34 protein-coding genes are annotated in these 26,424 nt (G+C 41.9%); 2 read left to right on the forward strand and 32 right to left on the reverse strand.

What is annotated here, in order from left to right; all coding sequences use genetic code 11:
* Positions 1-158: 158 nt before the first annotated feature.
* The 23 genes from ACTNC0_RS06565 to ACTNC0_RS06675 all read right to left on the reverse strand — a co-directional run bounded on the left by ACTNC0_RS06565 (position 159) and on the right by ACTNC0_RS06675 (position 16,233).
* Entirely contained in the window at positions 159-326 is a 168-nt protein-coding gene (locus ACTNC0_RS06565) for a hypothetical protein (protein ID WP_167958502.1), read from the reverse strand.
* The gene (locus ACTNC0_RS06570; protein ID WP_441086773.1) at positions 323-700 is read right to left on the reverse strand and encodes a hypothetical protein; all 378 of its coding nucleotides are present in this window, start codon (positions 698-700) and stop codon (positions 323-325) included. Before ACTNC0_RS06570 ends, ACTNC0_RS06565 begins: the two co-directional genes overlap by 4 nt.
* A 6-nt stretch (positions 701-706) precedes the next feature.
* A complete protein-coding gene (locus ACTNC0_RS06575; RefSeq protein ID WP_441086774.1) occupies positions 707-1,315 on the reverse strand; it encodes a major tail protein in 609 nt (202 codons plus the stop codon).
* A 2-nt stretch (positions 1,316-1,317) separates the two neighbouring features.
* On the reverse strand, positions 1,318-1,635 hold the full coding sequence (locus tag ACTNC0_RS06580) for a hypothetical protein (protein WP_441086775.1): 318 nt from the start codon (positions 1,633-1,635) through the stop codon (positions 1,318-1,320).
* Entirely contained in the window at positions 1,632-2,012 is a 381-nt protein-coding gene (locus tag ACTNC0_RS06585) for an HK97 gp10 family phage protein (protein ID WP_441086776.1), read from the reverse strand. Before ACTNC0_RS06585 ends, ACTNC0_RS06580 begins: the two co-directional genes overlap by 4 nt.
* 4 nt (positions 2,013-2,016) lie before the next feature.
* Positions 2,017-2,346 (reverse strand): phage head closure protein, encoded by a 330-nt coding sequence (locus tag ACTNC0_RS06590; protein ID WP_441086777.1) that lies wholly within the window; start codon positions 2,344-2,346, stop codon positions 2,017-2,019.
* Positions 2,346-2,621, reverse strand: coding sequence for a head-tail connector protein (locus tag ACTNC0_RS06595; RefSeq protein ID WP_441086778.1), 276 nt, complete (start codon positions 2,619-2,621; stop codon positions 2,346-2,348). Before ACTNC0_RS06595 ends, ACTNC0_RS06590 begins: the two co-directional genes overlap by 1 nt.
* Before the next feature lie 12 nt (positions 2,622-2,633).
* Entirely contained in the window at positions 2,634-3,842 is a 1,209-nt protein-coding gene (locus ACTNC0_RS06600) for a phage major capsid protein (RefSeq protein ID WP_441086779.1), read from the reverse strand.
* A 12-nt stretch (positions 3,843-3,854) separates the two neighbouring features.
* On the reverse strand, positions 3,855-4,655 hold the full coding sequence (locus ACTNC0_RS06605) for a head maturation protease, ClpP-related (protein WP_441086780.1): 801 nt from the start codon (positions 4,653-4,655) through the stop codon (positions 3,855-3,857).
* On the reverse strand, positions 4,652-5,956 hold the full coding sequence (locus ACTNC0_RS06610) for a phage portal protein (protein WP_441086781.1): 1,305 nt from the start codon (positions 5,954-5,956) through the stop codon (positions 4,652-4,654). The genes ACTNC0_RS06605 and ACTNC0_RS06610 overlap by 4 nt, the downstream gene beginning before the upstream one ends.
* A gap of 77 nt (positions 5,957-6,033) precedes the next feature.
* Positions 6,034-7,596: a terminase large subunit gene (locus ACTNC0_RS06615; protein ID WP_441086901.1), complete on the reverse strand. Its 1,563-nt coding sequence runs from the start codon at positions 7,594-7,596 to the stop codon at positions 6,034-6,036.
* Between the two features lie 59 nt (positions 7,597-7,655).
* Positions 7,656-8,135 carry a phage terminase small subunit P27 family gene (locus ACTNC0_RS06620; protein ID WP_441086782.1) on the reverse strand — a complete coding sequence of 160 codons (480 nt, stop codon included), beginning with the start codon at positions 8,133-8,135 and terminating at the stop codon, positions 7,656-7,658.
* A gap of 111 nt (positions 8,136-8,246) precedes the next feature.
* Positions 8,247-8,501 (reverse strand): DUF7678 domain-containing protein, encoded by a 255-nt coding sequence (locus tag ACTNC0_RS06625; RefSeq protein ID WP_441086783.1) that lies wholly within the window; start codon positions 8,499-8,501, stop codon positions 8,247-8,249.
* A gap of 17 nt (positions 8,502-8,518) precedes the next feature.
* Positions 8,519-8,779, reverse strand: a complete 261-nt coding sequence (locus ACTNC0_RS06630) for a hypothetical protein (protein WP_441086784.1) — start codon at positions 8,777-8,779, stop codon at positions 8,519-8,521.
* Between the two features lie 169 nt (positions 8,780-8,948).
* On the reverse strand, positions 8,949-9,326 hold the full coding sequence (locus ACTNC0_RS06635; protein WP_441086785.1) for a DUF7698 family protein: 378 nt from the start codon (positions 9,324-9,326) through the stop codon (positions 8,949-8,951).
* A gap of 112 nt (positions 9,327-9,438) precedes the next feature.
* Positions 9,439-9,666 carry a DUF4314 domain-containing protein gene (locus ACTNC0_RS06640; protein WP_441086786.1) on the reverse strand — a complete coding sequence of 76 codons (228 nt, stop codon included), beginning with the start codon at positions 9,664-9,666 and terminating at the stop codon, positions 9,439-9,441.
* 4 nt (positions 9,667-9,670) lie between these two features.
* Entirely contained in the window at positions 9,671-10,528 is an 858-nt protein-coding gene (locus ACTNC0_RS06645) for an amidoligase family protein (RefSeq protein WP_441086787.1), read from the reverse strand.
* Complete coding sequence (locus ACTNC0_RS06650) at positions 10,515-11,312, reverse strand: hypothetical protein (RefSeq protein WP_441086788.1); 798 nt, start codon at positions 11,310-11,312, stop codon at positions 10,515-10,517. The genes ACTNC0_RS06645 and ACTNC0_RS06650 overlap by 14 nt, the downstream gene beginning before the upstream one ends.
* 61 nt (positions 11,313-11,373) lie before the next feature.
* On the reverse strand, positions 11,374-12,630 hold the full coding sequence (locus tag ACTNC0_RS06655; protein WP_441086790.1) for a site-specific DNA-methyltransferase: 1,257 nt from the start codon (positions 12,628-12,630) through the stop codon (positions 11,374-11,376).
* Positions 12,602-13,723, reverse strand: a complete 1,122-nt coding sequence (locus ACTNC0_RS06660; protein ID WP_441086791.1) for a hypothetical protein — start codon at positions 13,721-13,723, stop codon at positions 12,602-12,604. The genes ACTNC0_RS06655 and ACTNC0_RS06660 overlap by 29 nt, the downstream gene beginning before the upstream one ends.
* 9 nt (positions 13,724-13,732) lie before the next feature.
* Complete coding sequence (locus ACTNC0_RS06665) at positions 13,733-14,263, reverse strand: RNA polymerase subunit sigma-70 (RefSeq protein WP_441086792.1); 531 nt, start codon at positions 14,261-14,263, stop codon at positions 13,733-13,735.
* Positions 14,264-14,524: 261 nt separating this feature from the next.
* On the reverse strand, positions 14,525-14,887 hold the full coding sequence (locus ACTNC0_RS06670; RefSeq protein WP_441086793.1) for an HNH endonuclease: 363 nt from the start codon (positions 14,885-14,887) through the stop codon (positions 14,525-14,527).
* Positions 14,888-15,108: 221 nt separating this feature from the next.
* Entirely contained in the window at positions 15,109-16,233 is a 1,125-nt protein-coding gene (locus ACTNC0_RS06675) for a hypothetical protein (protein ID WP_441086795.1), read from the reverse strand.
* A 127-nt stretch (positions 16,234-16,360) separates the two neighbouring features.
* Between ACTNC0_RS06675 and ACTNC0_RS06680 the strand changes: the two genes are divergently transcribed.
* On the forward strand, positions 16,361-16,549 hold the full coding sequence (locus ACTNC0_RS06680) for a SymE family type I addiction module toxin (RefSeq protein ID WP_441086796.1): 189 nt from the start codon (positions 16,361-16,363) through the stop codon (positions 16,547-16,549).
* A 109-nt stretch (positions 16,550-16,658) separates the two neighbouring features.
* Positions 16,659-16,979 (forward strand): hypothetical protein, encoded by a 321-nt coding sequence (locus tag ACTNC0_RS06685; protein ID WP_441086797.1) that lies wholly within the window; start codon positions 16,659-16,661, stop codon positions 16,977-16,979.
* On the opposite strand, the gene ACTNC0_RS06690 is transcribed toward ACTNC0_RS06685, so the two are convergent.
* The 9 genes from ACTNC0_RS06690 to ACTNC0_RS06730 all read right to left on the reverse strand — a co-directional run bounded on the left by ACTNC0_RS06690 (position 16,972) and on the right by ACTNC0_RS06730 (position 26,416).
* A complete protein-coding gene (locus tag ACTNC0_RS06690) occupies positions 16,972-17,463 on the reverse strand; it encodes a hypothetical protein (protein ID WP_441086798.1) in 492 nt (163 codons plus the stop codon). The genes ACTNC0_RS06685 and ACTNC0_RS06690 overlap by 8 nt on opposite strands.
* An 8-nt stretch (positions 17,464-17,471) precedes the next feature.
* Positions 17,472-18,824: an SNF2-related protein gene (locus tag ACTNC0_RS06695; protein ID WP_441086799.1), complete on the reverse strand. Its 1,353-nt coding sequence runs from the start codon at positions 18,822-18,824 to the stop codon at positions 17,472-17,474.
* Entirely contained in the window at positions 18,802-19,086 is a 285-nt protein-coding gene (locus tag ACTNC0_RS06700; RefSeq protein WP_441086801.1) for a VRR-NUC domain-containing protein, read from the reverse strand. Before ACTNC0_RS06700 ends, ACTNC0_RS06695 begins: the two co-directional genes overlap by 23 nt.
* Before the next feature lie 241 nt (positions 19,087-19,327).
* A complete protein-coding gene (locus tag ACTNC0_RS06705) occupies positions 19,328-21,730 on the reverse strand; it encodes a VapE domain-containing protein (protein ID WP_441086802.1) in 2,403 nt (800 codons plus the stop codon).
* The gene (locus tag ACTNC0_RS06710) at positions 21,708-21,887 is read right to left on the reverse strand and encodes a hypothetical protein (protein WP_441086803.1); all 180 of its coding nucleotides are present in this window, start codon (positions 21,885-21,887) and stop codon (positions 21,708-21,710) included. Before ACTNC0_RS06710 ends, ACTNC0_RS06705 begins: the two co-directional genes overlap by 23 nt.
* A 13-nt stretch (positions 21,888-21,900) precedes the next feature.
* Positions 21,901-22,677: a phage antirepressor gene (locus ACTNC0_RS06715; RefSeq protein WP_441086804.1), complete on the reverse strand. Its 777-nt coding sequence runs from the start codon at positions 22,675-22,677 to the stop codon at positions 21,901-21,903.
* A 12-nt stretch (positions 22,678-22,689) separates the two neighbouring features.
* A complete protein-coding gene (locus ACTNC0_RS06720) occupies positions 22,690-24,627 on the reverse strand; it encodes a DNA polymerase (RefSeq protein WP_441086805.1) in 1,938 nt (645 codons plus the stop codon).
* A 92-nt stretch (positions 24,628-24,719) separates the two neighbouring features.
* Positions 24,720-25,271 carry a DUF2815 family protein gene (locus tag ACTNC0_RS06725; protein WP_441086806.1) on the reverse strand — a complete coding sequence of 184 codons (552 nt, stop codon included), beginning with the start codon at positions 25,269-25,271 and terminating at the stop codon, positions 24,720-24,722.
* 5 nt (positions 25,272-25,276) lie between these two features.
* On the reverse strand, positions 25,277-26,416 hold the full coding sequence (locus ACTNC0_RS06730) for a DUF2800 domain-containing protein (RefSeq protein WP_441086807.1): 1,140 nt from the start codon (positions 26,414-26,416) through the stop codon (positions 25,277-25,279).
* Positions 26,417-26,424: the final 8 nt, after the last annotated feature.

Genomic DNA, 26,424 nt, shown 5'->3' on the forward strand with positions numbered 1-26,424 from the left:
CGAGTTATGTAATACGGATGTACCGCAACACAACTCGCGGTATTATCTTAATCTCATATATGCTGTCATCTTATCACCTCCTCAAATTCAAATTTGTCGCTGACGAACATCAGCCTTTTTCCATAGAAAAGTATAGCAGAAAAAGGCTGATTTCTCAATCAGAATCTATCGAAGTCTTCCTGTGTTGCCAGTTCCTTATATCCCTTATAATCATCATTCCCGTTTTCTGCGTACATATCGTTCACAAGACCAATCGTAAGAAGGTCAAGGTCACGAATGCTTATGCCAAGCTGTACGCATCGTAGAAGAAATAAAGGTGTTGTCATCGGGCGGTCAGTTGGGCGAAGTTTTTTTTAGATTCAACCTCTGTCTGCACATTCAGACCCCAGAGTTCAATGATGGAAGGCAGTACCTGGTAAATAGAAAAGGTATTGAATTCATCAAGCCACTCTTCCGGGGTATCCGGGATATTCGGGTTTGCGTGTTTGGCCATTACATAGGCAATGTTCTCAAACATCTCAAGGGAGAACAAATCAAGATTTGAGTTTTCCTCATCCCCTTCTCCCACAGCCTTCTCCAAGGAACGAAGGTCTTTATAAATGTCCCTGTTAAATTTAATTCTGTAAATTCTTGGAATGGCTGCAGATGCCTTAAAAGGCACCTGCTTTCCATCTATATCAATCTTTTTTACAATACTCATATTTTATCACTCCTCTGCAGTCGTTTCATATGCATATGTTGACGCTGATACTGATGACGGCAGATACACTGCTTTATACCAGTTATTGTATGCTGTCTCTGATGTGCTGTCAGATGTTCTCGCCTTTACATAGCCACCATCCAATGGGGATGCGGTAATGGAAAGGCTCTCTGTCTTAACCTCAATTTCATCTTCCTTCGTGGATGATTCGATGGTAGGTCTGGCAGCCGTACAGTTATAAAGCACATGACGGATTTTCTTGATATCCCCGTCGAATTCAAAAAGAAGTGCAAACGCCCCTGTTTCTACAGTAGCATCCTCCACAAGCACATTGTTATCGTCCAGGGACTCTTTCAGCACATCTGTGCGGAATGACTCAGGAACAAGCGCAAGCTCCAAATCCCCCTCATAACCCTGATTATTATTAATCGTATAATACGCATACCCATCTGCATAGAACACACTTGGCTCACCATTTGGATCAAGCGACAGGGAAACAGCTCCCGGCATTGCTACAGGTGTACCAAAGGTTACTGTGCCGTCATCGGCTTTCTGCAATAAAGCATAATGCACATTACGGATATTAAATTTTACCTTGTTCTTTTTATTTGCCATTTCTATACCTCCATTTGATAAAGCACCTCATACAGATTTTCTGACTCAATCCATACTTCGCTTTTTTCATAAAAAATGCCATGCTTATCCAGCACAGCTTCTACAGTTTCTTCCATCTCCACATCCTTAAGGTCTGTGTAAAGCTCTATATTTAATCGATTTACTTTGAAGTAAACCATACCATCCGCAGCAAAGTTATCGCTGTTCGAATACAAAAATACTAAAAAAGGAGGCTCTGGTGACTCACCCTCCACAAAATGATGATAAGCATGTGGTAATATCATTTCATCCATCATCTTTAACACTTCTTGATGTGTCATGACCTAAGCCCCCTTTCTATTTTTTGTTGTAGCAAGCTAGCACCGGCTGCCTCTGCTGGCTCAATATGCGGTATCGCAGCAACTCTACCTCCACCACGTTTTGCATGCCCATACTCCAAAAGGTGTGCTATCTGGTATCGGTTCTTGGAATGGACTGTCATTATAAGAGAATTACTGGTTTCTTTTGTTTTCTTCGTTGCCCAGCTCTTTTTATAGGCACCAGTACGCTTAGGAGCATTTGCAGAAATTTCCTTTTTAACCTCTTTACTAACCTCCTGCACGCTTTGCTTCACCAACTCAGCGGTGGCATCTGCGTATTCCGTCAGTCCTGTCATAATGTTTTCTGCTAATCGGTCTACTGATACTGTCTGTGCCATATTCTCACCTCTTCACCAAACTTGCACGCAGCTTTATGGATTTATTCTTAAACTGCACGTTATCGACAAATGAAATGTTGTAAATCTGATCTCTGAAGATAATACGGTAATGCTCACTATCCATTCCCTTAATCTCACTACAATAGCGGACCACAAAATACAAATCTGTCTGTGCATTAACCTGTGCAGCAGCCCAGTATTCATTTCCGGATAAATTGTTCACGTAGGCATAACAAGAAAAATAATCCTCCCAAATTAATGTGTGGTTCCCATTCTTGTCATTACCGGTTCTACTCTTCTGGATGGTGATTCTATCCCGCATCGTTTCTATCACTAAAAGACCTCCTTACGAATTGGAAAAAGCAGATACTTCACCGTCTCTGTTAGGTTTTTGTAATCTGCCTCTTCCCTGTGTTCATACAGGTACGCAATAGTGAAAAGCTCAGCTATCTCAACTACTTCTTTATAAGGAGTAAGCTCCTCATCACTCATGCGGCTGGTTTCCTTCACCAGTGTCTCCGCAGTGGTGATGAGGCTTTCAATCAATGCATCATCATCTGAAGAATCAACTCTCAAATAATTCTTAGCTTTTTCAAGCGTTACCTGCATTGCTTATCCCTCCTAAGTGGTTGTCTTTGCCTTGATATCAAGAGTCTTTACTGCTTCCGGAAGGATTAACTTACCGTCCACACGCTCAGATGCTAGGAACCCAACCTGTCCGGTTGTAGCATAGAGCTCGTTGAGTCTCTTGAAACTTCTACCCTGGCGGTCTGCAATCCAGTAATAAGAGAAATCACCAAAGGCCATTACTCTACTACCTGCCGCAAGCTCAGGAACATAAATAGATGTTCTATAAGGGCGATTTAAAATTCTATCCGGTTCTCCCTCTCTTACAGAAGGCTGCCAGATATAATTTCCGTTACCATCCTTGAGCTTACGAATTGCCTTGACAGTGGAATCGTTAAGGATCCAGATGGCCTTGTTACGATATGGTGCTCTTAAGCTGTAGTAAAGGTCCATTACATCATCAAATGTAATTCCTGTTGTCGCAGCAGTTACACCAGTCTCAGCGCCGCCGGTCTTATTGAAGATACCGATAGGCTTTCCAGTACCATCACCGATAAAGAAGGCTTCCTCTTCCTTTGTACCAATACGACGACCAAACTCCTTAGAGATGTACTGCTCAATATTGAAAACAGAATCATTAAGAAGCTCGTCAGAAACCTTAATCATGGTTGCTAACTTATGAGCACCGATAGAAGTCTGTCCGAAGCTATCATCGCTTTCAGGGAACTGACCACCCTCGTCAATCCAAGCTGCCTCTCCCTTGGAAGTAACAATTGGGATCTTTCTATCGCCGGATGAGGTCTTAATGACAGTTGCAAGACTTCTGAAGAATACTTCATCCTCCAGGGCCTCCACCAACTTCTTCTCGTACTCATCCGGGACAAGATATCCTCCTTCAGAATCGGTACCAATAGAAAGAGCATTCTGGATTTCATAAGAATTTCTGTTTCTCATGTTATTCCAAAACGCTCTCTTATACTCATCTGTTGCTCTACCGTTCTTTGTCTCGCCAGCAACCTGTGCATTTGGCTTATTGGTAATCGGTGTACTGGTTGCCTTGGCAAGTTCGGCATCAATTACCGCCTGTCGCTCCAGTCTGTCGATTTCCTTACCTAAATCCACAACCTCTGCTTCCATTTTGTCATAGGTTGCAGCATCCTCTGCTGACATAAGTCCATTGGAACCCTGCTTAGAATCCAAGAAAGCCTTTGCTGCCTCCCATGCCTTTGCTCTTTTTTCCTTTAATTCTAATACTTTACTCATAATAAAATCCTCCTATCGTTTTAAGAGATCAAGTCTCTTTCTTAACTGGTCAATTGGTATCTGCGGTTCGCTAGGTGCAGTGTTTTTCACCTTGCTTAGAAAGGAATCCGCTACATTTCTTGCAGAATATGCATACGAATTCTGCTGGAATGGAGGCTTCTTCTTTTCTTCTTCCTCGCCTTCTTTAGTGCCTTCTCCCTCTTTGCCCTCATCAGGTTCCGGTTCCTCTGCCGGCTTTGTAGCTGACTTCTTTTCTTCCTCTTTGTCAAACAAAACCTTATCTGCAAAGCCAAGCTCTACAGCCTTTTTTGCATTAAACCAGGTCTCGTCATCCATCATCTTGGATAACTTATTTCTGGAGAGACCGGTCTTATCGACATAGGCATTTAAAATAGATTCCTTCACCTCATTCAGCATTGCGATTGCAGCTTCCATATCCTTGGTGTTACCCATTGCTATGGTCGCTGGATTGTGAATCATCATCATGGCCACTGGACTAACCAAAACGGTATCGCCTGCCACTGCAATCACTGAAGCAGCACTTGCAGCTAGACCATCAATCTTCACTGTGACATGCCCTTTGTAATCACGAAGCATGTTGTAAATCTGAGCTGCAGCAAATACGTCACCACCCGGCGAGTTAATCCAAACCGTAATGTCACCGCTTTCTGCATTCAGCTCATCCTTAAAAAGCTGCGGAGTCACTTCATCTCCATACCAGGTTTCATCTGAAATTTCTCCATTTAAAAAGAGCGTTCTTTCTACAGAAAGTTCGCCCTCATTCTTTACCCAGTTCCAAAACTTACGTTTCATCGCTTACCTCTCTTTCTATTTTCTGGTGGTGGTTCTTCTGGTGTAGGTTCCGGTGCAGTCTGGCCTCCTGCAAAAATACCTGCGTCAGCAAGTTTGCACATGTTACCGTTTATCAGATATAAATTTCCACCTTCCTCATCAGATAAAGGATTCAGATCCTCCATCTCACGAATATCATTTGTGGAATACCACCCATTTTGTCTGCCAATGCTATAACCTTGCATACGTGAAGCATAATCACCGCGAAGCAATCCATCGACATTTAGCTTAATAAAATACTTTCCTTTTTCTCCTGGAAGTAAGAGTGCTTTTTGTAAGCTCTGCTCCCACCTGATTACCCAAGGATCCAAAGTATATTTCACAAACTCAAGCGACTGCTGTTCAATATTGGAAAAGCTCGACTTCTCCAAATCACCAATCATATGTGGCGGGATTCGATACAGCCTAGCAATTTCATTTATTTGAAACTTCCTAGTTTCTAAGAATTGAGCTTCCTCTGGTGGGATACCAATTTGCTGGTATTTCATTCCCTCCTCCAAAACAGCAATCTTGTGCGCATTATTACTTCCTCGATACACTGCATTCCATGACTCTCGTACCTTCGCTGGATCCTTCAAAACTCCAGGATGTTCTAATACACCACCCGGATTTGCGCCATTTGCAAAAAAGCTGGCACCATATTCCTCGCAGGCAAGTGTCATTCCTACTGCGTTCTTTGCCATAGCAATGGGTGAATATCCAATCAATCCATCAAACCCAAGCCCTGGAATATGAAGTACATCCTCCTTCTTAAGGATGATGTTTCCATACTCTTTGAAGTTCGGATTTTCCTCTGAGCTTCTGGCATACACGTAATAAATCTCACCCTTTTCATCACGCTGTACATCCACCTTATTAGGAAGCAACGGATACAAGGAAAGCACCCTGCCGGCACCATCACGAATAATCTGTGCATATGCATTCCCCCAAATTAAAAGATGACTCATAAGTGTCTCTCGAAACACAAATGAAGTCATCTCCGGATTGGGCTCATCATGAAGCACCTGATATAAGGAATGGTCACAGACCTTTTCTTTTCCACCACCCTCCTTGTACCTGTATACATGGATTGGCAAAGAAGCAACAGCTTCTGATAAAATTCTTACGCAAGCGTAAACTGCAGTAGTTTGCATTGCAGTCGTTTCATTAACAGGCTTACCACTTGTGGTCCTTCCAAAAAGGAAAGAATAACCTGCATCCGCCGCCTTGTCGGTAGGCTTATCTCTCGCCTGACCAAAACCAAACAAACTCTTTATTCCCATGTGCTACACCTCCATCTGATTTAAAGCCTCTGCAAAAACATAAAGACCAATAATACATATCAAAATCATAAGCTCTCCTAAAATACTAAGATTCCGCGTTCATCATAAACACTTCCCTGCTCACCTTGATTTCTAACGGCTCGATCAAGAGCCATAATAGCAGCAACAATACCATCTATCTTCTCCGGCGACTTTGCCTTTGTAACTTTGATGTTCTCTGCTGCATCAGTTTCTACTACAACATTTCCACTCATCCATCGAAGGACTGGATTCCCACCATGAATAATTTTCCCTTCAAATAGTAGCTTGCTAAATTCCTTCGTAGCCGGTGACATATCTTTATATCCCTGTCCAAAAGGAACCATTGTAAATCCATCATCCATAAGATGCTGAGTAAGCATTGTCGCATTCCACCTATCCACTGCAATTTCCAAAATGTGATACTTTGTCCCCAAGTCCTCTATGAACTTTTCAATAAAGTCATAATTTACAACGTTCCCTTCCGTCGCAAGCAGGTACCCTTGCTGATACCAAACATCATACGGAACACTAGCACGTCTCACCCTTATTGGAATGGTATCTTCCGGTACCCAAAAGAACGGTAATAAAATATATTTTTCATTCTCATTCCTCGGAGGAAACACAAGGACTAATGCTGTAATATCACCAGTGCTGGAAAGGTCCAGGCCACCATAGCACTCTCTACCAAGCAAAGATTCCATATCAATCGGTTCATTTCCTAAATCATATATCTGTTCAGGAATAAACCTCGTCAAACTTGAAACCCACATATTAAGTCGTAGCTGCTTGAACACGTTCTCCTCCGCTGGATTTTGAAGTGCTTCTTTATAAGCATCTCGTACCCTTTCAATCTGAATCGTCTGTCCCAGAGAGGGATTTGCTTTGTACCAATTCTTCTCGTCATGCCAATCGTCATCATCCGTAAGTCCAAATACAACCGGATAAAACGTTGGATCCACTTTCCTTCCAGCAAGAATATCTGTGGCCTTCATATGAAGCTCATAGCAGATGCTTTCCTTTTCGGTTCCCGCTGTTGTAATAAGGAAGAACAGTGGCTGCTCTCTGGCATCACCGGAGCCTTTGGTAAGAACATCATATAATCGTCTATTCGGCTGGGCATGCACTTCGTCCAGCACCAAGCCCGATACATTAAGACCATGCTTGGTTCCAACCTCGGCAGAGAGGACTTGGTAAAAGCCTGCGTTATCATAATTGACGATACGTTTTGTAGCACCCATTATTTTGCTACGCTTCATAAGTGCCGGTGTCATTTTCACCATTTGGTTTGCAACATCAAAAACAATACTGGCCTGGCCTCTATCGGCTGCAGCGCCATACACTTCAGCACTTGGCTCATTGTCCGCATATAAAAGATACAAGGCAACTGCCGCTGCAAGCTCAGACTTTCCATTCTTCTTACCTATCTCAACAAATGCGGTACGAAACTGCCGGTTCCCGTTATCATCAACGATACCAAAAACATCTCGTATAATCTGTTCCTGCCAAGGTAACAGCCAGAAGCGTTTTCCGGCCCACTTGCCCTTCGTGTGTTTTAAATTCTCTATAAACTTAACAGCCCTATCAGCCTTCTTCTCATCATAATGAGATGTCGGCAGCATAAATCTTGTCGGCTGATAGTTCTTTAACTTCGGATAATTCTTTGGCCTTGTTTCAGCCATTAGCTATTACCCTCTAAAAGCAAAAACTCCATCTCATCCACCGCTGCATCCTGACTAATGTTTCCAGCAATCATTCTGCTTCGTGATGATGGTGTCAGACCAAACTCACTACAAAACTTAAGCATGACCTTAAGATTTGTCTGTGCAATAGATACCTGTGGAACCTGCTGCCAGTATCCACTCGGAGTTTTCACGATAGTACCATGCTTCTCAATGAATTCTTCAGCTTCCTTCCATCTGGCATAGGACTGACAATATCCGGCAAAAGCTGCCATATCCATCTCAGTCAAGGTACCAAGCTCTACCATCTTGTCTACTAATCTGTCCCACTCGGCTTTTGCTTCCTCATTTAGCCAGTCAGGGCACTCTGGTGCGACTTTTTCTGGCGTAGGCTCAAACATATTAAGTGGTCTCTTTCCTGGATTTCCCTCCAGAACCTTAACCGCAGTTGGCTTCGGTTTTCTTCCTCTTGTAGCCATATCAATCTCTCCTTTCAAAGCATTAAAAAAAGAACCTCTCGGCCCTTATGTATCTGTAACGAGAAACAGGCCTCATGGCCCGCCTCCCTGGAATTTTCTTTTTTTCCAAGTTTAGTTGTATTCGTTTAATAAAATGGCGTATGCAATCTGCGCTGCCTCGTCATCCTCTGCTGGCTTTATGTCCCAGCCCCTATCGTAATTTGCAACCGTCTTGCCCCCAATGGTAATCAGGAGCTTTGAAATCCTGCCTTCGTCAATTCCGTAGGCGCTTCCTTCTTCATAAGCCTTCACCCAATAATGCGCTATCTTGCTGCTTCCATCCTTCTGTGGTATTCCAATTGTTCCTTCATGAAATCCTTTGCTCATCTTCGTTCCTGCCTTTCTTAATATCTGGTCCCCTGGTGTGCTTCGAGATTTTTGAAAAATGCATCAACCTCTGCCAGGTCTGTCAAGAAATCTTCGTAAGCTCCAAGGCCGCATTCTTTGATGATTCTGAATGCTCCCTGTCTTGTCTTAAGAACTCCGAGCCCGTTTGCTTTTGCAATCTTACAAGCCTCTTTTGTTAGTTTTCCAAGGCTTGTAACCTCTTTGCTGTTTCCCTTTTCAAATGCGCTTTTGCATCCTGTCTTGTCAATAAATCTCATTTTGCTTTCCTCCGCTTTCTTTGTTTTCCCTTTCGGTAGGTACATATTCGCTCTACTCACGACTATTATCAACTCATATCTGCACCATAATAGTGACAAATATGTACGAGCTTTATTGTGTATATTACTACGACCAAAAAGCCCCGCCGGGCTCCCTGGCTTTTGCCTTTTATGATAGGCTAATCTTAAAGGCTGGAATTCTCTCTTTTTTGGTTTCCCCTTCAAAGCAGGACTTCCAATCATCAAATCGGCTGTTAATTTCAATCAACCCTTCCAGCTTGCAGCCTTTTTTCTGAAGCTCTGCGATTGTAACAATCAGGCTAGAAAAGGTGCTCGAAATGGTAAATTCGGTAATTCCAAATCTTCTACAATTTTCTAAAATCTCATCTATGTCATAATCCCAAATGACCTCCCCGAAATTAATAAGATCGTTTCCTGCTTCTTGACTATAGAAGTAGGCTGCGCCAAAAGTTGGATTAACATTAATATCGCAATATTTTGTTCCTACCTCTGCGGCTTTGTCTAAAACTTCAATTCTTTTCATCATGGCTATGTGCCTCCTTTTCTTTTGGTAGGTACATATTCGCTCTAAACTACATATATATCCAGTTAATTCGGAGCATATATTAAACAAATATAGGTACCTGCTTTTGTGCAGTTTATTCTGAAATTTTCTTACACAAATCTTCGCCATAAGCGATTCCAAGTGAGGAACCACAGTCCCATGAAACATGAATCGTTCCAATATCATCCACGCCAGTAACAGTTCCCTTGTCACCCGGCTTTAATCTGCTATATTCATCCTCCATTCGAATAAGCTCTACTCTGGTACCTGCAGGATACTCTGCTTTTAATCTATCAACTACATGCTTTGGTGCTCCAAACATAATCTCATCCTTTCCATGCACTATCACCGGTTAGCTTGCTAAGAAGAACCTGGCGGCAATCCTTAAATTCATCACCACTTAGTCCAAGCCTTAGTAAAAAGCACCGGAATAAATACTTGTCATTGTAACTGTTGGTTTTCTTCATAACTGCCTTTTTATGAACCTGCGCCTGCTTGCAAAGAGCTAATGCAAATTGGATATAGGCTTTTACTTCCTTCTTCTCAAGTGTTGAATTGAACAGTCGAAACTCTACCGTTCCCTTGGTAAACATAGCGTGCAAATTCAAACCATGATATCTGGTGCTATGGTATTTTCCTGCTACCGTTTCATAGGGCGATTCCAAATACCACTCTTTCCTAAGTTCCTCCAGGCTTTCCGGCTTCTTCTTAAGAATACTCTCCACCAGTTCATCATTGATTCGCTTGCAATATCGCATTCGGTCCTTTGGTATTCCAAGGGCCCGATACAAAATCTGCTCTTTACTTCCCACCAAGGTAACCAAATTGACAATCGCCTGTGGAGTAAATCCCTTTGCATCAACATGAATATGCAAACCACAACTTCTATTTACGCTAGCCCCTGCTGCCTTTAACTTTGCAACCAACTGCTGCAAAATCTCCAAATCAGAATACGTAAGAATCGGTGTAACCAACTCACATTGTTCTTCATCCGAGTAGGCTTCAATACTGGCATCTCGTACCACTCTCCAAAGTCGCTGGTTACTATCTGCAATATCTCTTTCTCTAAGCTCGCCGCCTTCATAGAAATAACCTGTACTAAAGAAGTCTGCCACAACCTCTGCGGCAGCTTCTCTGGTAATACCCAGGAACTCTATCTCCACGCCATACTTAAGATTCTTCATTTGCAGCTTCCGCTTTCTTTGCCAGGTACTTCTGCTTGTGCAGTTCCTTTTGTTCTTCCGTTCTGAAGGCTGTGTGGCCACTCAGGTTCGAAAGTAAGAGCTTTCTGGAAGTCTTATGCTCTGTTCCGCCAAAGCCTATGCGTACCAGCCAAACTCGGAAGGAATACTTCTCATTCTCAATTGGCTCCGGGTTGATTTTGATATACTTCGATTCCAGGGCCAGCTTATTGATTGCTGCCGCAAGCTCTGTGAAGGCTTTTATCCAGTCGCTGTTTTCAGTAACCGGGAAGCCTATGAAGTTTATCTTGTCCTCCTCAAAGTCAATGCCTTTTGTCATGTTGTCGCTTCCGCATTCTTCCCATAAAGAAAGGAACTCACTAACTTCTGTTGGTGGTTCCTCCATAATGGCTTCAATGAAGCGCTCGTTTATTTCAAAGGCTCTTGGTGCACCGATTGCTTTGTTGATGATTGCAGCTTTGGTGTAGAAAATGGATACCAGGTTGATAAGGCTCTGGGCTGTATGCTTCTCCAAAGGAAGTGAAATGCTAAGCACCTCTCTGTCCTCATTCCAAGAATCATCAATGAGCTTCTGGTCTGCAAGGCTAAGAAGTAACTCTCTGTTTGCTTCCATTTCATCGATTACCAAGGTTCCATCTCTAAGCACCGTTGCCACCTCATTCTTATAAGCAAATGTAGGTGGTCCCTGGTACTTCATCTTGCCGCTTAAGTTTTCAATGGCGGCTACTAACTCTTTTCTGTCTGCTACTAAACACATAATTTCCATGCTGTGTTCCTCCTTTTCCTTTGGTAGTACATATATCACTCTACCCGGCAGAAATAGCAAGTTAATTCTGTGTATTTTCTAAGATATTTTCATCAGCAGGTTTTACCTCGGCATATGGTATCTTCACACCATCTCGAATAACGAAAATATTATCCTCTGAACCGGTCTGCTCAATGAAACGCTTTACAATTACATCCATGAACTTCTCATCCAATTCTATACCGTAACAAATGCGGCCCGTCTGCTCACAGGCAATTAAGGTCGAACCAGAACCAAGAAATGGATCAAGAACAATGCAGTTACTCATACAAGAATTTTGGATTGGATAAGCCATCAAAGCTACCGGTTTCATAGTAGGATGGTCTTTACTTGCTTTCGGGCGATCATATTCCCAAATGGTAGTCTGCTTTCTGTCCGAATACCAGTTATGCTTTCCACCCTTTTTCCATCCATAGAGGCAAGGCTCGTGCTGCCACTGATATGGACTTCTTCCAAGAACCAATGCGTTCTTTTTCCAGATGCAACAGCCTGATAAATAAAAACCTGCTGCCTTGAATGCTTTTCTGAAATTGAGACCTTCCGTATCCGCATGGAAAACATAAATCGAAGCATCCTGTTCCATTGCATGCTCCATATTTACAAAAGCCGCAAAGAGGAAATTATAAAAGTCCTCGTCAGCCATGTTATCGTTTTTAATCTTTCCGGCAGTCTCCTCAACATTTACATTGTAAGGCGGATCCGTAAGCACCATATTGGCCTTCGCCCCATCCATCAAAGTGTCATAGGTTTCTGGCAGTGTGCTATCTCCGCAACAAACTCTATGTCTACCAAGAAGCCACACATCACCTGCCTTTGAAAATGCTGGACTGTTTAGCTCCTCATCAACATCGAAATCATCCTCTGTGATTTTCTTATCATGCACGCTATTGAAAAGCTGCTCAACCTCCGGTGGATCAAAACCAGTGAAGGATACATCAAAGTCTGCTTCCTGCAGGTCCTTAATCAAATCTGCCAAAAGTTCTTTATTCCACTCACCAGTAATTTTGTTAAGTGCAATATTCAGTGCCTTTTCCTTTGTCTTATCGATTGAGATTACAACACAATCAATCTCCTCATATCCCAGGTCCTTAAGAACTGTAAGTCTCTGGTGACCACCAATGACTGTCATATCATCATTTACGATTACCGGATCCACATAGCCAAACTCAGTAATACTGTTTTTGATTTTCTCATACTCAGCATCACCAGGCTTTAGTGCCTTCCTGGGATTGTAAGAAGCTGGTACCAGATCAGCAATCTTTAGTTTCTTGAACTCCATCTTTGCTACTCCTTTCAAATTTCAAATCATAAAAATAAGCGACTTCAGGAAACTTCTCCTCGAAATCGCTTAGATATTTATAGCAAGCACTCGACTTGCCATTTAAGTCTGCAAATTCTCGCAGGCTCTTTTTCTTAAAAAACGATGGCTGATTGCACCATCTTGCAATACTGATATAAACACCTCGGTATGGGCTTTCCTCATATCGATTAAAGCGCATCACATATGGCAGGCATTTGTGCTTCATTAGAATTTCAATTCTGGTAAACAAATCAAAGATATCCTGTTTCCAGAAATTATCATCCCATTTATCAGCCCTATCAAATCCGGTAAAGCAATAAAACTTAAGCACTCGGTCTGTATACTTTCTCGCCAGTACCATCTTCTTTTCAATGAGCTCGGCATCCGCAACATTATCAAATGCAAAAATAAAATCGCCATCATACTTTCCTGAAAATAATGCTTCACATTTCTCATCCGTAAGTAGCCTCTCATCAAGTCCCTGCTTAAATTGAAATGGCTTACCAGTTGCCTTAAGCTCATCAAGCATTTCTTTCCAGGAAGGACAGCCCAAAAAGTTATCATCCAGCATACATATCTTTTTGCGACTTACATCAAGAAATTCTGAAAGCGCAGAATGTACATGCACACTGTCATAATTTTGATTCACACAAAAGGAACATTTACGAAAGCAGCCTCTGGTCAAAAAGCCAATGGAATAATCTGTGTAATATGTGTATTCACATTTCTTGCCACCTGCTACTAGCTGCTTTGCTACCCAATCATCATACAAATGATAATCTGGCATGTGATGTTCTATTTCCTCCGGAAGCCTTGGTGCCTTGTCATAAAAAAAGCCTGTACCACCATAAGTTACATTTGATAGTTCGAGCACTTCACTTGGCACCGGCGTATCCGTAAACACCTTCGATATATAAACTTTGTCGTATTCCTGCAAGGCTTCATAATCTAACTTCAAGTGGACCAGAGCGCCCTGCTCTTTGTAGAAACCTGATAGCTTCATACAAACCAGATTCGGAAATCTATGTCGTTTCCTTCCTATCAGGTCTGCATCAATAATTGCTATCCGCATTCCTGCCTCCTACGATATTCTTTTCATTACAATTTCCTTCGCTTCATTGGTTTTACCCTTTGCAGCTTGTCTCTTTTTTATCTCAGAAGCAGTGACTTTTGCGTCTGGATCAGTCCAGAAGCGCTGCTTTATATAGCAATCATGACTGCAATATTTACGATTCGGGTTCCCATACGAGATGAACTTCTCGTGACAATACTCACAGGTAAGCTCTATCGGAGTCTTCCTGGTTGCCTCATTGTCATTCGGGTTTGCCTTCCACCACTCACGTCTGCACTTATCATTACAAAAGAGCTTCACACCAGAATGCCTATTTCGAATCAGTCTGGTGCCACACTGCTTACAGAATTTTGGATTATCCCTGTGCGTATCATAATTAAGTTTGATTAACTCCGGAGTACCCACCAGACCTCTGGTCTTACAAAAATATCTGACATTTCCTTTTCCCACTCCATCACCTAAAGCATTTGCTATCGCCTGATAACCCATACCTTCAAGTCGCATTTCTGTGATTCGTTTCTTCTGTTCGTCTGTTAACATGAGCACTCCTTTCCGGGCAATAAAATAGCGCTGGAATAAACAATCCCAACGCACAGTTCTCACCCTGATTTCTTACTATTTCTTTAATTTACTGCGGTCTTACCCGTTATCATTCGCGTACACCTACACTTGCCCCTTTTCAATTTCGCGAAAATGCGCGTTTGAGGGGGCATCGGTCTTCAGGCTTTTGCCCTGTAGAGATTAAGACCGCCCCTCCCCTGTCACTCTTACACCCTTGCAGAAGGATAACCGCCTCAACTATCAGAATTTATAAGTTGGATTGTTATCCTCGTTCCAGGTCTTCTTATCATGACAAGGTTTACAAAGCGGCTGCCAGTTACTCTCATCCCAGAACAGCTTCTGGTCACCACGATGCGGTACAATATGGTCAACGACGGTGGCCTGTGTTAGCTTGCCTTGCTTCTTACACTCCACACACAGTGGATGACTGTGCAGGTACCTAACGCGAGCCTTCTGCCAACGACTGTTGTACCCACGCCTGCTGGCACTTTCTCTGTCGCCTTGGTGGGCGGCCTTGTGCTCGTCACAATACGGGCCACTTCCATAAGGAACCAGTGCAGGACACCTTGGGTGCTTACAAGGTACGCTTGGTCTGTATGGCATACCATCACTCCTTCCTAAAGGGAGGTGCGGCGAAAGGATAGGAAACTCCACATCTCCCCGCACCAAAGAAAGCAAAGAAAAAAGCCCGCTGGATTTGGTCCAGTAGGCTTCCTACAATTCTTCGCAGTTTAATAATATCACACCTATTTTAGAAAAACATTTCCGATTTTTTGAAAAAGTGCTCACAAGAGTTGCCTTCGGCAATAGCAATATCGGCAATACTATTTTTTAGAGATATTAAGCACTCTAACCACAACCGAATCAGGCGCTTCAAGTAAAAAACTTCTGAGCTTGTAATATGCATTTTTATCAATCTGATTTATTAGCTCTGCATTTCCATGCGCTAATCCATTTCTCATATTTGTTAAAGTAAGATTTCCTATTCTTGTATTCCCTATCATATTACAAATATCTACAAATTGATAAATATCCTCACCCAAGAATTGCGCATATTTATCAATTGCTATACTCTTTCTCCTTGAATTTTTATCTATTACATTCTTACCCAAGTGAAATATTGAACCAAGTGAAAAATGAGTTTTTCCCGTTAGTATTTCGTGTGTCGTTGTAAGATATCTGTCATTACACGTAGCAGTTTTTAGTTCTTCTCTATATCGCTCAACAAAAGGAGACACAAGATGGTTAAAAAATTCCTGCTCAAGAGTAACAAAATAATGCATCAAAATATAAATTGACGTACTATTCTCAAGATGTTCCAGCATTTTAATATTCTTTTTTGAATCATATGATAATTTATTCCATAGCTCTTTATCAAAGCTTTTTATTGGAACAATATAGTCATCCACCTTATCTTCAAGTTTTGCTCCAAGATGGTACATCATACTGTTAAATATATAATAAAACTTTTCCTTGTACGCAGGCAGGTTTTCTCTATGGCCTTCTCTCAGTTCATTTCTCAAGTAAAACGAATCATGTACAAATTCATGCATAACCTTACTGGCAGGATACCCGATATACTCAAATGTTGTGTACCAGTCCCACTGGTCTCTTTTTAAGCATCTATTCACCATTCCTTTTAATTGACTTATATCTGCATCAGTTATTTTCGAATCGTCAGTGTAAAGTAAATCTATAATTTTTATGTATTTCTCTGATATACCTGCTGAAATTGAAAATTTTCCAAAATACGCATTTCCATAAACATATTTTTCTTTTGTTTTATCATATCTGATTACCCAAGCGTTTACGGTGTTATCCTTAGATACTTTTAGTCTTCCTTTTACACTCAATAATCCCTCTTCGCCAGTTTGAGTATTCGTAACTATATACACATTGTCTTTTATTTTTTTCATTAAACTAACTGTTGCTTCGTCTCCAACATTCATGGATACCACCTCCAAAAAACACTCTATCATATTGTATATCGGCATCAAAGTAAAGAAAAATATTCCCATATAGAAAATTTCTGTTATAATGATTCATGTAGCATTGGTAGCCAGAAAGGAGGCGCCAATGAAAGAAAGACATTTGAAGATTTATGAAGCACCAGGCCAAAAGAGGAATATTCCAAGAATAAACCTCCAAGGTGAATGGTTATCTAATCTCGGTTACCAAGTCGGTGACCACGTAATCGTATCTTACGATCAAGGTAAGCTCATTGTCGAATTAGAACCCGTAATTCAGGCAGAAGCTGAATCTTAGGAATACTTCATTCCAAATTATCCGATTATTTGAACTATTGAAATTTTGTATTAGGCTATCGTGCTACGTTTTTGTAACTCGCAGTTTTTGTACCCAAAGGAGGAACCTATTGTTTACGCAAAAAGAAATACAAAGCATTGATCGCAGCTATTTCAATGTGATTTTTGCCGGCTGCTACTCAATAACGCTCCAATCGAAAAATACCAAACATTACTGGTGTATTCAGCACGAAGAATATCCTACATTCTCAACCTGCCGGATATCTCACAAACATAATTATTCTGACCAGTTTCATTCTCATCGTAACAGACCGAATCTTAAAAAAGCTATTCAAGATATTAAATCCCACGATGATTTTCAAATTAATGTAAGAGACAAAGAAAAAAGAGCCCGCCACATTCGTTTGCAGCAAGCTCATAAAATCAGCTAAGTAATTCTCCAGCTAATTGTGATTCCCTTTTCTGATAAGCTCTCACTAAATATTCAATTGCAGCTCTTCTCAGTTTTTGAAGTTTGGTAATACTGATATACAAATTCGCCGCAACCTCCTCCCATGAAAAACCATCAATAACCAGCTCATGCATTGCAATGGTCATATCCTCTGGTAGTTCATCAATCGAAGCTTCAAGGAATGAAATCTCGGTATCCAGTGCCGCATATCTTTTCTGCATTGGTGCCACCAGTTCATTATTGATTCTGTCTAACTTTTCACGATACCCCATTGCAATACGAGCTGTTTTATCAGACAAATCACTACTCTGTACTCGTTCCCCATCTGGGTGAGAGAAACTCATAGCACATATAAGTTCATCTGCTGAAAGGAACTCTTGAGTTTCAATTTGCTTCTTTAAATGCTCGCGTTCTCTCACCATCTCGGGATATTCACTTATCATTTTTTCCACGTATCCTTTCATGAAAAATCTTACTCCTTTCCGTCTAAGATTCTTGCCTTTACTGCCTGAAGCAATGCCTCCTGCGTTACCTCCTTACATTCCAAAGCAAGTAATACATCTTCATCTATTGTTCCTTTGGTGATTACATGTTGAATGGTAACTGTATGCTTCTGGCCCTGGCGCCAAAGCCTCGCATTACATTGTTGATACAGCTCCAGGCTCCAGGTAAGTCCGAACCATATCAAATGACAGCCACCCTCCTGCAAATTTAATCCATGACCTGCACTTGCAGGATGAATAATCGCTACTGGAATTTCACCCTTGTTCCATTTGGTGATATCCTCTGATTTATCAATCGGTATTGCACCGAAGCGCTCGATAAGTCTTTCTCTGTCATGCTTAAACCAGTATGCAATCATTACCGGTTTTCCATTTGCAGCTTCAATTAAGTCTTCCACTGCATCCAGCTTCCTGTCGTGAATCCTACGAACTTTTCCATTCTCATCATAAACAGCACCGTTTGCCATCTGATGTAACTTATTGGAAAGTCCAACTGCTGACTGCGCATCAATATCACCACCCTCAAGTGGTATGATTAAATCAGCCTTCAAACCATCATACATTTGCTTTTCCTTTTCGCTCATTTCCACTTCAACATTTGAAAAAATAAGCTCTGGCATATTCAAATGGTCTGCTGCCTTCATGCTTACACAGATATCAGATATCTTTTCGTAGATAGCTTCCTCTGCACCTTCTCTTGGTTTGTAGGAAAATATAACATCACGATTGCGTTTATCCGGCATGAAGTATCTTTCCCTGAAGCCTCCTATAAATCTTCCAAAGCGCTCACCCATATCAAGAAGATTTATCTGGGCCCACAAATCAATCAGGCCATTCGGCGTAGGACTTCCGGTAAGACCGATTACTCTTTTTACAGTTGGCCTTGCTTTCCTGAGTGCCTTAAAGCGTTTACTTTGATGACTCTTAAAAGAGCTCAGCTCATCAATCACTACGCAGTCAAATCTGAAATATCCATTATCGATAAGCCAGCAAACATTCTCACGATTCACGATATAAATAAATGCCCGCTTTGCTAAGGCTTCCCTTCGTTCCTTTTCGGAACCAACAACTACCGAATAGGTCAGCCCATTTAAGTGATCCCACTTTGCGATTTCCTTTGGCCAGGTATCTCTTGCTACTCGAAGCGGCGCTATGATTAACACCCTGCCAACTTCAAAGTAATCCAGAAGTAGCAACCATAATGCGGTCAGTGTAATCACTGTTTTTCCAAGGCCCATATCAAGTAACAGCCCACAAGCTGGATGCGACAAAATGAAGTTCGTTGCATACTCCTGATAATCATGCGGCTTGTACGATTGCATCTAACATCACCTCAATTTCTTCTTTGCTATCTATGCAGAAAACTAAAAAGCCTAATGCTTCTAATTGTCTTTTTCTCTTTACCTGCAGAAGTCTCATTTTTTTACCTGGCGCCTTCAGCTCAATAAATCCGAGCTTTCCATCTGGAAGCAGCACCAATCTATCTGGTACTCCACTCATGCCTGGACTTACAAACTTTAATGCCATGCCATTCCTTTTCTTTGCAGCCTTTACAAGAGCTGCCTCGATTTCTTTTTCTCTCATAAAAACCTCCATTGCTCATGTCTATTTCCAATGAGTTCAAAACTCTTTATGTGCTATATAGGGTATATACACGTACTATTGCGTATCCTTTATTTACTCATTTTCATTTAATAAAGTAATAAGCAATATAAGCAATAGTATATCTGTAAGCCTTGTAAATACTGAACTTTCATTATTGCTATTGCTATTTCTATTGCTCATTTCTTGGCAACGAAAATGCCTATCGGCAATACCTACTCTTTTAGCAGAACGGAAGCGCCTCGTCGTCATTTACTATTTCCAATCTCACATAAGCAACCTGTGAGCCATAGTCCTTAAACGACAATTTGCCCGATTTATTTCCGTCATAACGCTTCCAGCCTTCGAGCTTTGCCATAATAGCATTAATTTCATAGCTATCCTGCTTTCTGATATTCGCCGGCTCTCTGCCAAAGCACTCAGCCCAGATTTCCAGATTGCAGACCTTCTCCCTTTGCACAATACCAGCTCTATTTTGCGTAGTAAACTCATCGCCAGATAAGTACATGCGCTTTTCCGATAATGATAACTTTGACCAGTCTTCTGGCAGGAGCTTATCCAGATATGCACGCACTAAGCCCTCTCTATCATCATTTTCCAACGCCTCCTGCTGCTTCTCTGCTGCCGCCTCTGCATCATCACCTTTAAGAATTAACTCCTCACCGGCATTGTATAAAACCATAGCCTCTGCCCATAACTGTTCAATAAGCGCTTTATCCATATTCCAAGGATGCTTCTCACATTCTCCAGTTACCTGTACCGGCCAGAAACGTCTGTTACCTGTAACGTCACGAAGGAAGTGCTGGCTGTTTGAAGTGCCACAAATAATACACTGGCGTGGATGGCTCTCCACCACAGTTCCATAAGCCACACGAAACTTATCATCCTGGCGAGATGCAAAACTCTTTACGGTCTCAACCTCCACCTTCTTGATACCATTCATCTCGCCAATCTCCATAATCCAGAACGCCTGCAGCTTCTCAGCGCCGGTCTTATCTCTCATATCTGAAATGGTAAGTGAATCAGAAAACCAAACTCCACCGAGCTTTGCAAAAAACATACTCTTTCCAATACCCTGCGGGCCCGAAAGAACTAACACAGTATCAAACTTAATTCCCGGTTCATACACTCTTGCAACTGCTGCCACTAAAGTCTTTCTGGTAACAGCTCTAACATAGGAACAATCCTCTGCACCTAAATAGTCGATAAGCAGCGACTCCAGGCGCTTCTTGCCATCCCACGCAGGCAATCCCTCCAGATATTCCTTAATTGGATGGAAGGAACGCTCGGCTGTAACTGTAAGCAAAGCATTCTTTAACTTGGAAGGACTAAAAATGTGATACACGCGATCCAAATAAGCAGTCAGCGAAGCAAGGTCTGCGTCACTCCAACCAGACTTTAATGGCTCCCAAGGAAGCAACTCACTGTCCCTTACTGAAATACCGCAAGAATGCTCGTTATAACAAATCTCCTGCAGGCGCTGGTCATGACGTAAAATCGTAACAAAATTAGTAAGCGATTCACTTATACCACCATTCTTATCCAGTTCCAGCTTCGCCTGCCAATTACTGTCATTTCCATCGCTAAAGTCATCTGCTGCCTGAAGCTCTCGCTCTTTTGCAAGCTGCAGCTTTACCTTTTCATCTTTAATAGCAAGCTCCACCATTGCCTTGTAAGAAGGTAACTTGGTAGGTGTTGTATCAAGTTTTGCTTTATCATCAAGAGTGCCAAACTTATGCACTCTTACCACATCAAAGGAATTCATAAGCTGCCCACAGGCAGGATCCGTTGCATGATGTGAGTACGCAAACTTATCATCGTAAATTACAACCCCCGCGCTACTATCAGCAGGGATATAATCATATCTTCCTTCCATAGCAGAAGGCTTATAAATATCTGGAATAAAAGTATCGATTGCTTCCTGGATAGAATAGGCTCTACAAAAAGCACCCACCATTCCTTCCTTTTCCAGTGGATCCGCTTGCTTTGCGATGGTACGCTTTACAATCTCAGACTGGCGTGAGCTCATAGGCCACTCACTGGTATCATGCCAATCCTTATAACGAGCAAGAATAACATCCGGATTAAGCATAGGACCATCCTGTGACTCAAACAAGAACTCACCGTCTGATGAAGTGGAAGGCCAATACATAAGTCTGGCTGCTTCATGGCAGGTATCATCCACCATCTCCATACCGATATCCTTTGCAACCATTCTTGATACCGGAGCATATTCCTCGGCACTAATTTCACGAGAAAGAGGAATAATAAGTCTAACGCGTGGTGCCTCCGGTGTATGCTTATGAGTAGAATACATAAGACACTTAAAATCAAAAAGCATAGTCACAGCATCCCACACACCAACAACTGCATGGTCAAGATCTAAGGTAAGAAGTGAACGACCTTCCACATATCCATTCTTCCTTTTTCCTTCCCTAAGCGCACCACCTACAAAACCGCCTACGTCTTTGGCTGCATCCTGAGCAGGCTTACTCATTTTTCGATACTCAGATACCGTTTCAGTCGTACGAATCGTCTGTGAGCATTTTGCTTTAAAATCCTCCCAGCTCATATCTTTATTCTTCCACTTCTTGTCCATTCGACTATTTCCTACTGCGATTCTCATTGGCTGCATCCTCCTTTGCAAGTCTTCTTTTTAATCGCTCTACTCCAACAGTAGCTCCGCCCAAATCACCGGCACGTAACTGGCCGATGATGGTGCGATAAGTCTGCTGTGGAATACGAGACTTAATTGTATTTAACTCTCTAATTACTTCTTTCATGCTAATCTCCTCCTTATGCCGCAACATCTCTTTCAATTACAGGAAGCAGGTTCTTCTGGTTTTTCAAAAGATCATATAAAAACAGACGTCCCTTTTGTGTCCAATAGGTATGCATCACACTTCTCTCAGCATCAATAGCATGCGTTCTTGATTGTGTATAACCATTGTTCTGATATTTGCTATAAAGCAACCAGGTATTCCCCTGCTTAAACTGAACTCCCAAATCATGAAGCATCGCATTAAATGCTCTGCCGGACATACCATAATCCTTTGCTATCTGTGAAATCGGAACTGTACTTTTATTTTGCAAAATCATGTCATAATAACTTGCCTTTGGCTTCATTTCATTAATGATTTGCTGATTCTGTGCAATCTGTAACTGCAGATTTTTCGTACGTTCCCTTTCTATTTTCAACTGCTGTAACGCACTGATAAATAAATCTGGATTATTAAGAAGCTCCTCCGCTGCATACATTCCATGTTTTCTAATAGAAGGTAACACCTCATCAAATACCCAACCTTCAAAACGCTCTGCATTAGGAAGTTTGCTTCTAATAATCAACCGATACACATCACCTTCTGAAATAAAGTTAATTTCCTGAACCTTTCCACTTATAGGGGTACTGCATTTCACCGTAGCCCTACAATGTGCTGAAATTGCATCATTTGGTCTTTTATATCCAAGCGCTGATGCAACATCACTTCCACAAAAATATGGCTTTCCATCAATTACTGTTGTTCTTATTGAGCCAAACTCACTGTTATTAAAAATCTGTAACTCTGTATTCATAATAAAATCCTCCTAATCCTTCTGATAAAATTCACATTCATACCCGGCTGCATTTAATATGAGGCCCGGGGTCCAATCCGGTGTTATCGACATAATCTGGCAAACCTCCTCAAGGCTCGCGTCCATTGGCGCCTCAACTACTGCCTCGTCATGTACATGCATTACAATCTTATATCCCGCTGCCATAAGTCTGCTCATCGCTTCTGCTAAAATATCGCGGCTCATGGCCTGGATAATGTTCTCAACAAATTTTGGTCCGTATGATGAAATAGGCCCCCACTTCTTTGATGCATCTACTCCCATATATGAAATCTCGTCTCTGTCATATTCATTTCTATAAACAGAAGGCTTCACATAAGCCAAGCGTCTGCCACTTGGAAGTCCAATAAACAAAATGCCCTTTTCATATATAAAGCTCAGGCACTTATACTGCTGCGGTTTACGTTCACGAACTGCCTTGATCACGCATTTATGAATATCCCACCAAAGAGATACAATGTTCGGATTGGCCTGTCTCCAAGAATCGACAATTGGCTGTATTTCCTCCTCGGCTATTCCCATATCAAGTGCGCCCATGGAAATCATCGCACCCTTTCCGCCTCCATAGCCCAAAGCCAACTCCGCAATTTTACCTTTCTGACGAAGGTGCGCATTTTTACCATGCTTCTCAACAGGAACGCCAAACATCTGTGAAGCGGAAGCACAATATATATCACCATTATTTTTGAACACCTCCTGACGCCAACCTTCTCCCGCGAGCCATGCAATTACTCTCGCTTCAATTGCACTAAAGTCAGCAACAATAAACTTGCAACCACTTTTCGGTACAAAAGCTGTACGGATAAGCTGAGATAAAGTATCTGGAATGGAATCATATAAAAGCTCTATTGCTTCAAAGCAACCATTCTTCACCAGGTCCCTTGCTACCTTTAAATCAGGAATGTGATTCTGTGGAAGGTTCTGCACCTGAATAAGTCTCCCTGCCCAGCGTCCAGTTCTATTAGCACCATAAAACTGCAAAAGTCCATGTGCCCTGCCATCACTACACCGGCAATTTTCCATAGCCGCATATTTCTTCACTGAAGATTTAGAAAGAAGCTGTCTTAGCTCTAATACCTCTTTGACATCACCAGTTACTGTATCCATAACCTCAGCAACTTCCGCCTTAGCAAGTGACTCCATTTCCACACCTTTTGACTGAATCCATTCCTTTAGCTGAATAGGTGAGTTCGGATTTTCAAGTCCTGTAAGCTGCTGCGCTCTTTTTAAATATTTAGCTCTGAACTCTTCATCACATTTGATAGCCTGAGATACTAAATCCATATCCATTTCAATGCCTAAGTCGTTTATTCTCTGGTCCTCTGCATACTGCTTCCAAAGGAAATCAGGCACCGGAAACATATTTACTCGGTTAAATATCTCCATTTCGGTTTCCACATCGCGCTTGTTATATTCTTTAAATTGCTGCCACTTGTCAGGAGCATTCTCTGGAATATTTCTGGTCCGACCACCATTGGTCTTTGTTGCCTTACATGGAATTGAGAAGTATTTAATTAAATCCTTACCAGACTCCAACTTCTGTTTTTCCACACCAAGCACCGTACCCACTTGTGCTAAAGAACCCGGCAGTCCTAAATATAGAGAAGCCACCATTGTGCAGCGCCAACTCTCCGGTTCTAAATACTTACCAAGATATGCGCTCAAACACACACGTTCAAACTGTGCATTAAATGCATACTTTAGAACCTTTGGATCCTGAAGGGCTTTTATAATCTCCTGCGGTATCATTTCACCACTTGCAAGATCAATAACCTTAACAGGACCTCCATCAACTGCATAACCAAAAAGCAGAACTTCAAAGCCGGAAGATTTATCTACGTATTTATAGACACCCGACTTCGTAAGATCTGCTTCACTATAAGTTTCTATATCAATATTCAATCTTTCCATTTTTCTATCACCTTTCTTAGTTTTAAGTGGTTGATTGGAAGCACCCAGAGGGAGTAACCCTCCGGGCCTCCTGCTTTAATTGCATCTTCTGCTTAGCTTAAGAAATCGTCATCATCAGCTCCGCCAAAATCGTCCGCCGCCGAAACTCTACCTCCACCTAAGCTCTCACCGTCTCTGGTCTTCTGGATATTACCAAGACCGCACGCGATACCTTTATTTCCATTTGTATTAAACGCATAGAAATTGATGGATACCCTTGCATAGCAGCCGCTATAAACCTCTGTCTCGTCAGTGATAGGCATTCTATCAAGACCTACAATCTGAGGTGCAGTCTTGGAATTACAGTTAATAAAATATGCGTCCTCGTATGCTTCATCATCCTTCTCTACGTCACCGTCTCTCAAAGGCAACTTTAAAGCAGCCTTATTCGGCTTCTTACCGCCAAACTTAGAAATACCATCTGTAATTGCCTGGTCAATTGCCTTATTGATAAGTTCAATCGTCTCTGTATCACTCTTAGGAATAATAAGAGAAACACTGTACTTCTCATCACTTCCATTGATACTCTTTGGCTGCCATACATTTGCGTATGAAAGTCTTACTTCATTTGTTACTACTCTGTTACCATTCATAATCTTAGCCATAATTCCTAGTCCTCCTGAAATTCATCATTTACTGTATTTACGGATACTTCCGGTCTTTTATCGCTCACCGGAACAAGCGTTAATTTACCTGCAGGCTTTGTGACAAACTTTCCTAAGATTTCACTGAACTTCTCCTTGCCCATGAGCTTCTCAAAAGCAGTCAAGGTAATAAGTGACTTGTTATAAATATCTGTATACCCAGCTTCCTTTGCAGCAGCTTCTACCTTGCTCTCATCGGTAAACCTACGAACCGACCTACCTTCCACGAGCTTATAACCATTCCAGTGCTTACCATTTTCAATAGCCTCTGCTTGTGCATATGCCATAACATCACTGGCCCATTTATTAAGCTCATCCGCTTTTTCCATAACCTCAGCTACTTCTTCATCCGATAAAAGTGCTGGCGGCTGAAACTCCATCTTTGCAAGTTCTAAAAAGCTCTCAGCTCTTGCGCGACAAGTGTTTCTTGCTTTACAAAATCTGCACCAAGAGCCTGAAACGAAGTCGCCCTCACCTTTTGCTGCAAGCTCTGCCTTAGGCTTTAATTCCTCCTCGGCCCACTGATAAAGTTCTTCTGTGGAAATAGTCCAAGTACTGATGCTCGATAATCTTGGCTGAAAAATAGTCATCGTTACCTGCTCAATGTCATACAAACAATCAAACAGATTTAATGCACCCAGCGCATATAACATCATCTGCGGATTATGGTCTGCATACACAGCCACACCCCTTCCATACTTGAAATCCACTACATTTAATTCCTTATCAGCTACCAAGAGAAAATCTCCGGTGCCAAAACCATCTGGAACATAACAGGAAAAATCTAAGTGCTGTTCAATGAGTGTGACTGGATCCTTACAATGTGTCTTTGCCTGTCCAACTAAATCCATGATATATTCGCAGTAGTCAGATGTTGTTTCCTCCATCTCATCTGTCCAATAATCACTGGCTGGTCTTCTACCGGCTCTCATTTTCAAAAATTTGCGGACCTTCCATTCCGCTAATGCATGCGCCGCTGTACCTTCCGCAGCAAACACGCTTCCTTCATCCTCCATGCTTTCAGTCAAGCGAGCAGATGGAGTACAATGCATCCATCTGTCCGCTGATGAGGCACCAAGGATACTGTGTATCTCTGGTGTTGCCATATTCCCTC

Source organism: Blautia sp. HCP3S3_B11, from assembly GCF_052064435.1.
GTDB lineage: Bacteria > Bacillota > Clostridia > Lachnospirales > Lachnospiraceae > Blautia_A.

Excerpts from the sequence above, each read along its gene's own strand:
- ACTNC0_RS06565 (WP_167958502.1), bottom strand. The coding sequence starts at position 326 with ATGACAACACCTTTATTTCTTCTACGATGCGTACAGCTTGGCATAAGC.
- ACTNC0_RS06570 (WP_441086773.1), bottom strand. The coding sequence starts at position 700 with ATGAGTATTGTAAAAAAGATTGATATAGATGGAAAGCAGGTGCCTTTT.
- ACTNC0_RS06575 (WP_441086774.1), bottom strand. The coding sequence starts at position 1,315 with ATGGCAAATAAAAAGAACAAGGTAAAATTTAATATCCGTAATGTGCAT.
- ACTNC0_RS06580 (WP_441086775.1), bottom strand. The coding sequence starts at position 1,635 with ATGACACATCAAGAAGTGTTAAAGATGATGGATGAAATGATATTACCA.
- ACTNC0_RS06585 (WP_441086776.1), bottom strand. The coding sequence starts at position 2,012 with ATGGCACAGACAGTATCAGTAGACCGATTAGCAGAAAACATTATGACA.
- ACTNC0_RS06595 (WP_441086778.1), bottom strand. The coding sequence starts at position 2,621 with ATGCAGGTAACGCTTGAAAAAGCTAAGAATTATTTGAGAGTTGATTCT.
- ACTNC0_RS06600 (WP_441086779.1), bottom strand. The coding sequence starts at position 3,842 with ATGAGTAAAGTATTAGAATTAAAGGAAAAAAGAGCAAAGGCATGGGAG.
- ACTNC0_RS06605 (WP_441086780.1), bottom strand. The coding sequence starts at position 4,655 with ATGAAACGTAAGTTTTGGAACTGGGTAAAGAATGAGGGCGAACTTTCT.
- ACTNC0_RS06610 (WP_441086781.1), bottom strand. The coding sequence starts at position 5,956 with ATGGGAATAAAGAGTTTGTTTGGTTTTGGTCAGGCGAGAGATAAGCCT.
- ACTNC0_RS06615 (WP_441086901.1), bottom strand. The coding sequence starts at position 7,596 with ATGCTGCCGACATCTCATTATGATGAGAAGAAGGCTGATAGGGCTGTT.
- ACTNC0_RS06620 (WP_441086782.1), bottom strand. The coding sequence starts at position 8,135 with ATGGCTACAAGAGGAAGAAAACCGAAGCCAACTGCGGTTAAGGTTCTG.
- ACTNC0_RS06625 (WP_441086783.1), bottom strand. The coding sequence starts at position 8,501 with ATGAGCAAAGGATTTCATGAAGGAACAATTGGAATACCACAGAAGGAT.
- ACTNC0_RS06630 (WP_441086784.1), bottom strand. The coding sequence starts at position 8,779 with ATGAGATTTATTGACAAGACAGGATGCAAAAGCGCATTTGAAAAGGGA.
- ACTNC0_RS06635 (WP_441086785.1), bottom strand. The coding sequence starts at position 9,326 with ATGATGAAAAGAATTGAAGTTTTAGACAAAGCCGCAGAGGTAGGAACA.
- ACTNC0_RS06640 (WP_441086786.1), bottom strand. The coding sequence starts at position 9,666 with ATGTTTGGAGCACCAAAGCATGTAGTTGATAGATTAAAAGCAGAGTAT.
- ACTNC0_RS06645 (WP_441086787.1), bottom strand. The coding sequence starts at position 10,528 with ATGAAGAATCTTAAGTATGGCGTGGAGATAGAGTTCCTGGGTATTACC.
- ACTNC0_RS06650 (WP_441086788.1), bottom strand. The coding sequence starts at position 11,312 with ATGGAAATTATGTGTTTAGTAGCAGACAGAAAAGAGTTAGTAGCCGCC.
- ACTNC0_RS06655 (WP_441086790.1), bottom strand. The coding sequence starts at position 12,630 with ATGGAGTTCAAGAAACTAAAGATTGCTGATCTGGTACCAGCTTCTTAC.
- ACTNC0_RS06660 (WP_441086791.1), bottom strand. The coding sequence starts at position 13,723 with ATGCGGATAGCAATTATTGATGCAGACCTGATAGGAAGGAAACGACAT.
- ACTNC0_RS06665 (WP_441086792.1), bottom strand. The coding sequence starts at position 14,263 with ATGTTAACAGACGAACAGAAGAAACGAATCACAGAAATGCGACTTGAA.
- ACTNC0_RS06670 (WP_441086793.1), bottom strand. The coding sequence starts at position 14,887 with ATGCCATACAGACCAAGCGTACCTTGTAAGCACCCAAGGTGTCCTGCA.
- ACTNC0_RS06675 (WP_441086795.1), bottom strand. The coding sequence starts at position 16,233 with ATGAATGTTGGAGACGAAGCAACAGTTAGTTTAATGAAAAAAATAAAA.
- ACTNC0_RS06680 (WP_441086796.1), top strand. The coding sequence starts at position 16,361 with ATGAAAGAAAGACATTTGAAGATTTATGAAGCACCAGGCCAAAAGAGG.
- ACTNC0_RS06690 (WP_441086798.1), bottom strand. The coding sequence starts at position 17,463 with ATGAAAGGATACGTGGAAAAAATGATAAGTGAATATCCCGAGATGGTG.
- ACTNC0_RS06695 (WP_441086799.1), bottom strand. The coding sequence starts at position 18,824 with ATGCAATCGTACAAGCCGCATGATTATCAGGAGTATGCAACGAACTTC.
- ACTNC0_RS06700 (WP_441086801.1), bottom strand. The coding sequence starts at position 19,086 with ATGAGAGAAAAAGAAATCGAGGCAGCTCTTGTAAAGGCTGCAAAGAAA.
- ACTNC0_RS06705 (WP_441086802.1), bottom strand. The coding sequence starts at position 21,730 with ATGAGAATCGCAGTAGGAAATAGTCGAATGGACAAGAAGTGGAAGAAT.
- ACTNC0_RS06710 (WP_441086803.1), bottom strand. The coding sequence starts at position 21,887 with ATGAAAGAAGTAATTAGAGAGTTAAATACAATTAAGTCTCGTATTCCA.
- ACTNC0_RS06715 (WP_441086804.1), bottom strand. The coding sequence starts at position 22,677 with ATGAATACAGAGTTACAGATTTTTAATAACAGTGAGTTTGGCTCAATA.
- ACTNC0_RS06720 (WP_441086805.1), bottom strand. The coding sequence starts at position 24,627 with ATGGAAAGATTGAATATTGATATAGAAACTTATAGTGAAGCAGATCTT.
- ACTNC0_RS06725 (WP_441086806.1), bottom strand. The coding sequence starts at position 25,271 with ATGGCTAAGATTATGAATGGTAACAGAGTAGTAACAAATGAAGTAAGA.
- ACTNC0_RS06730 (WP_441086807.1), bottom strand. The coding sequence starts at position 26,416 with ATGGCAACACCAGAGATACACAGTATCCTTGGTGCCTCATCAGCGGAC.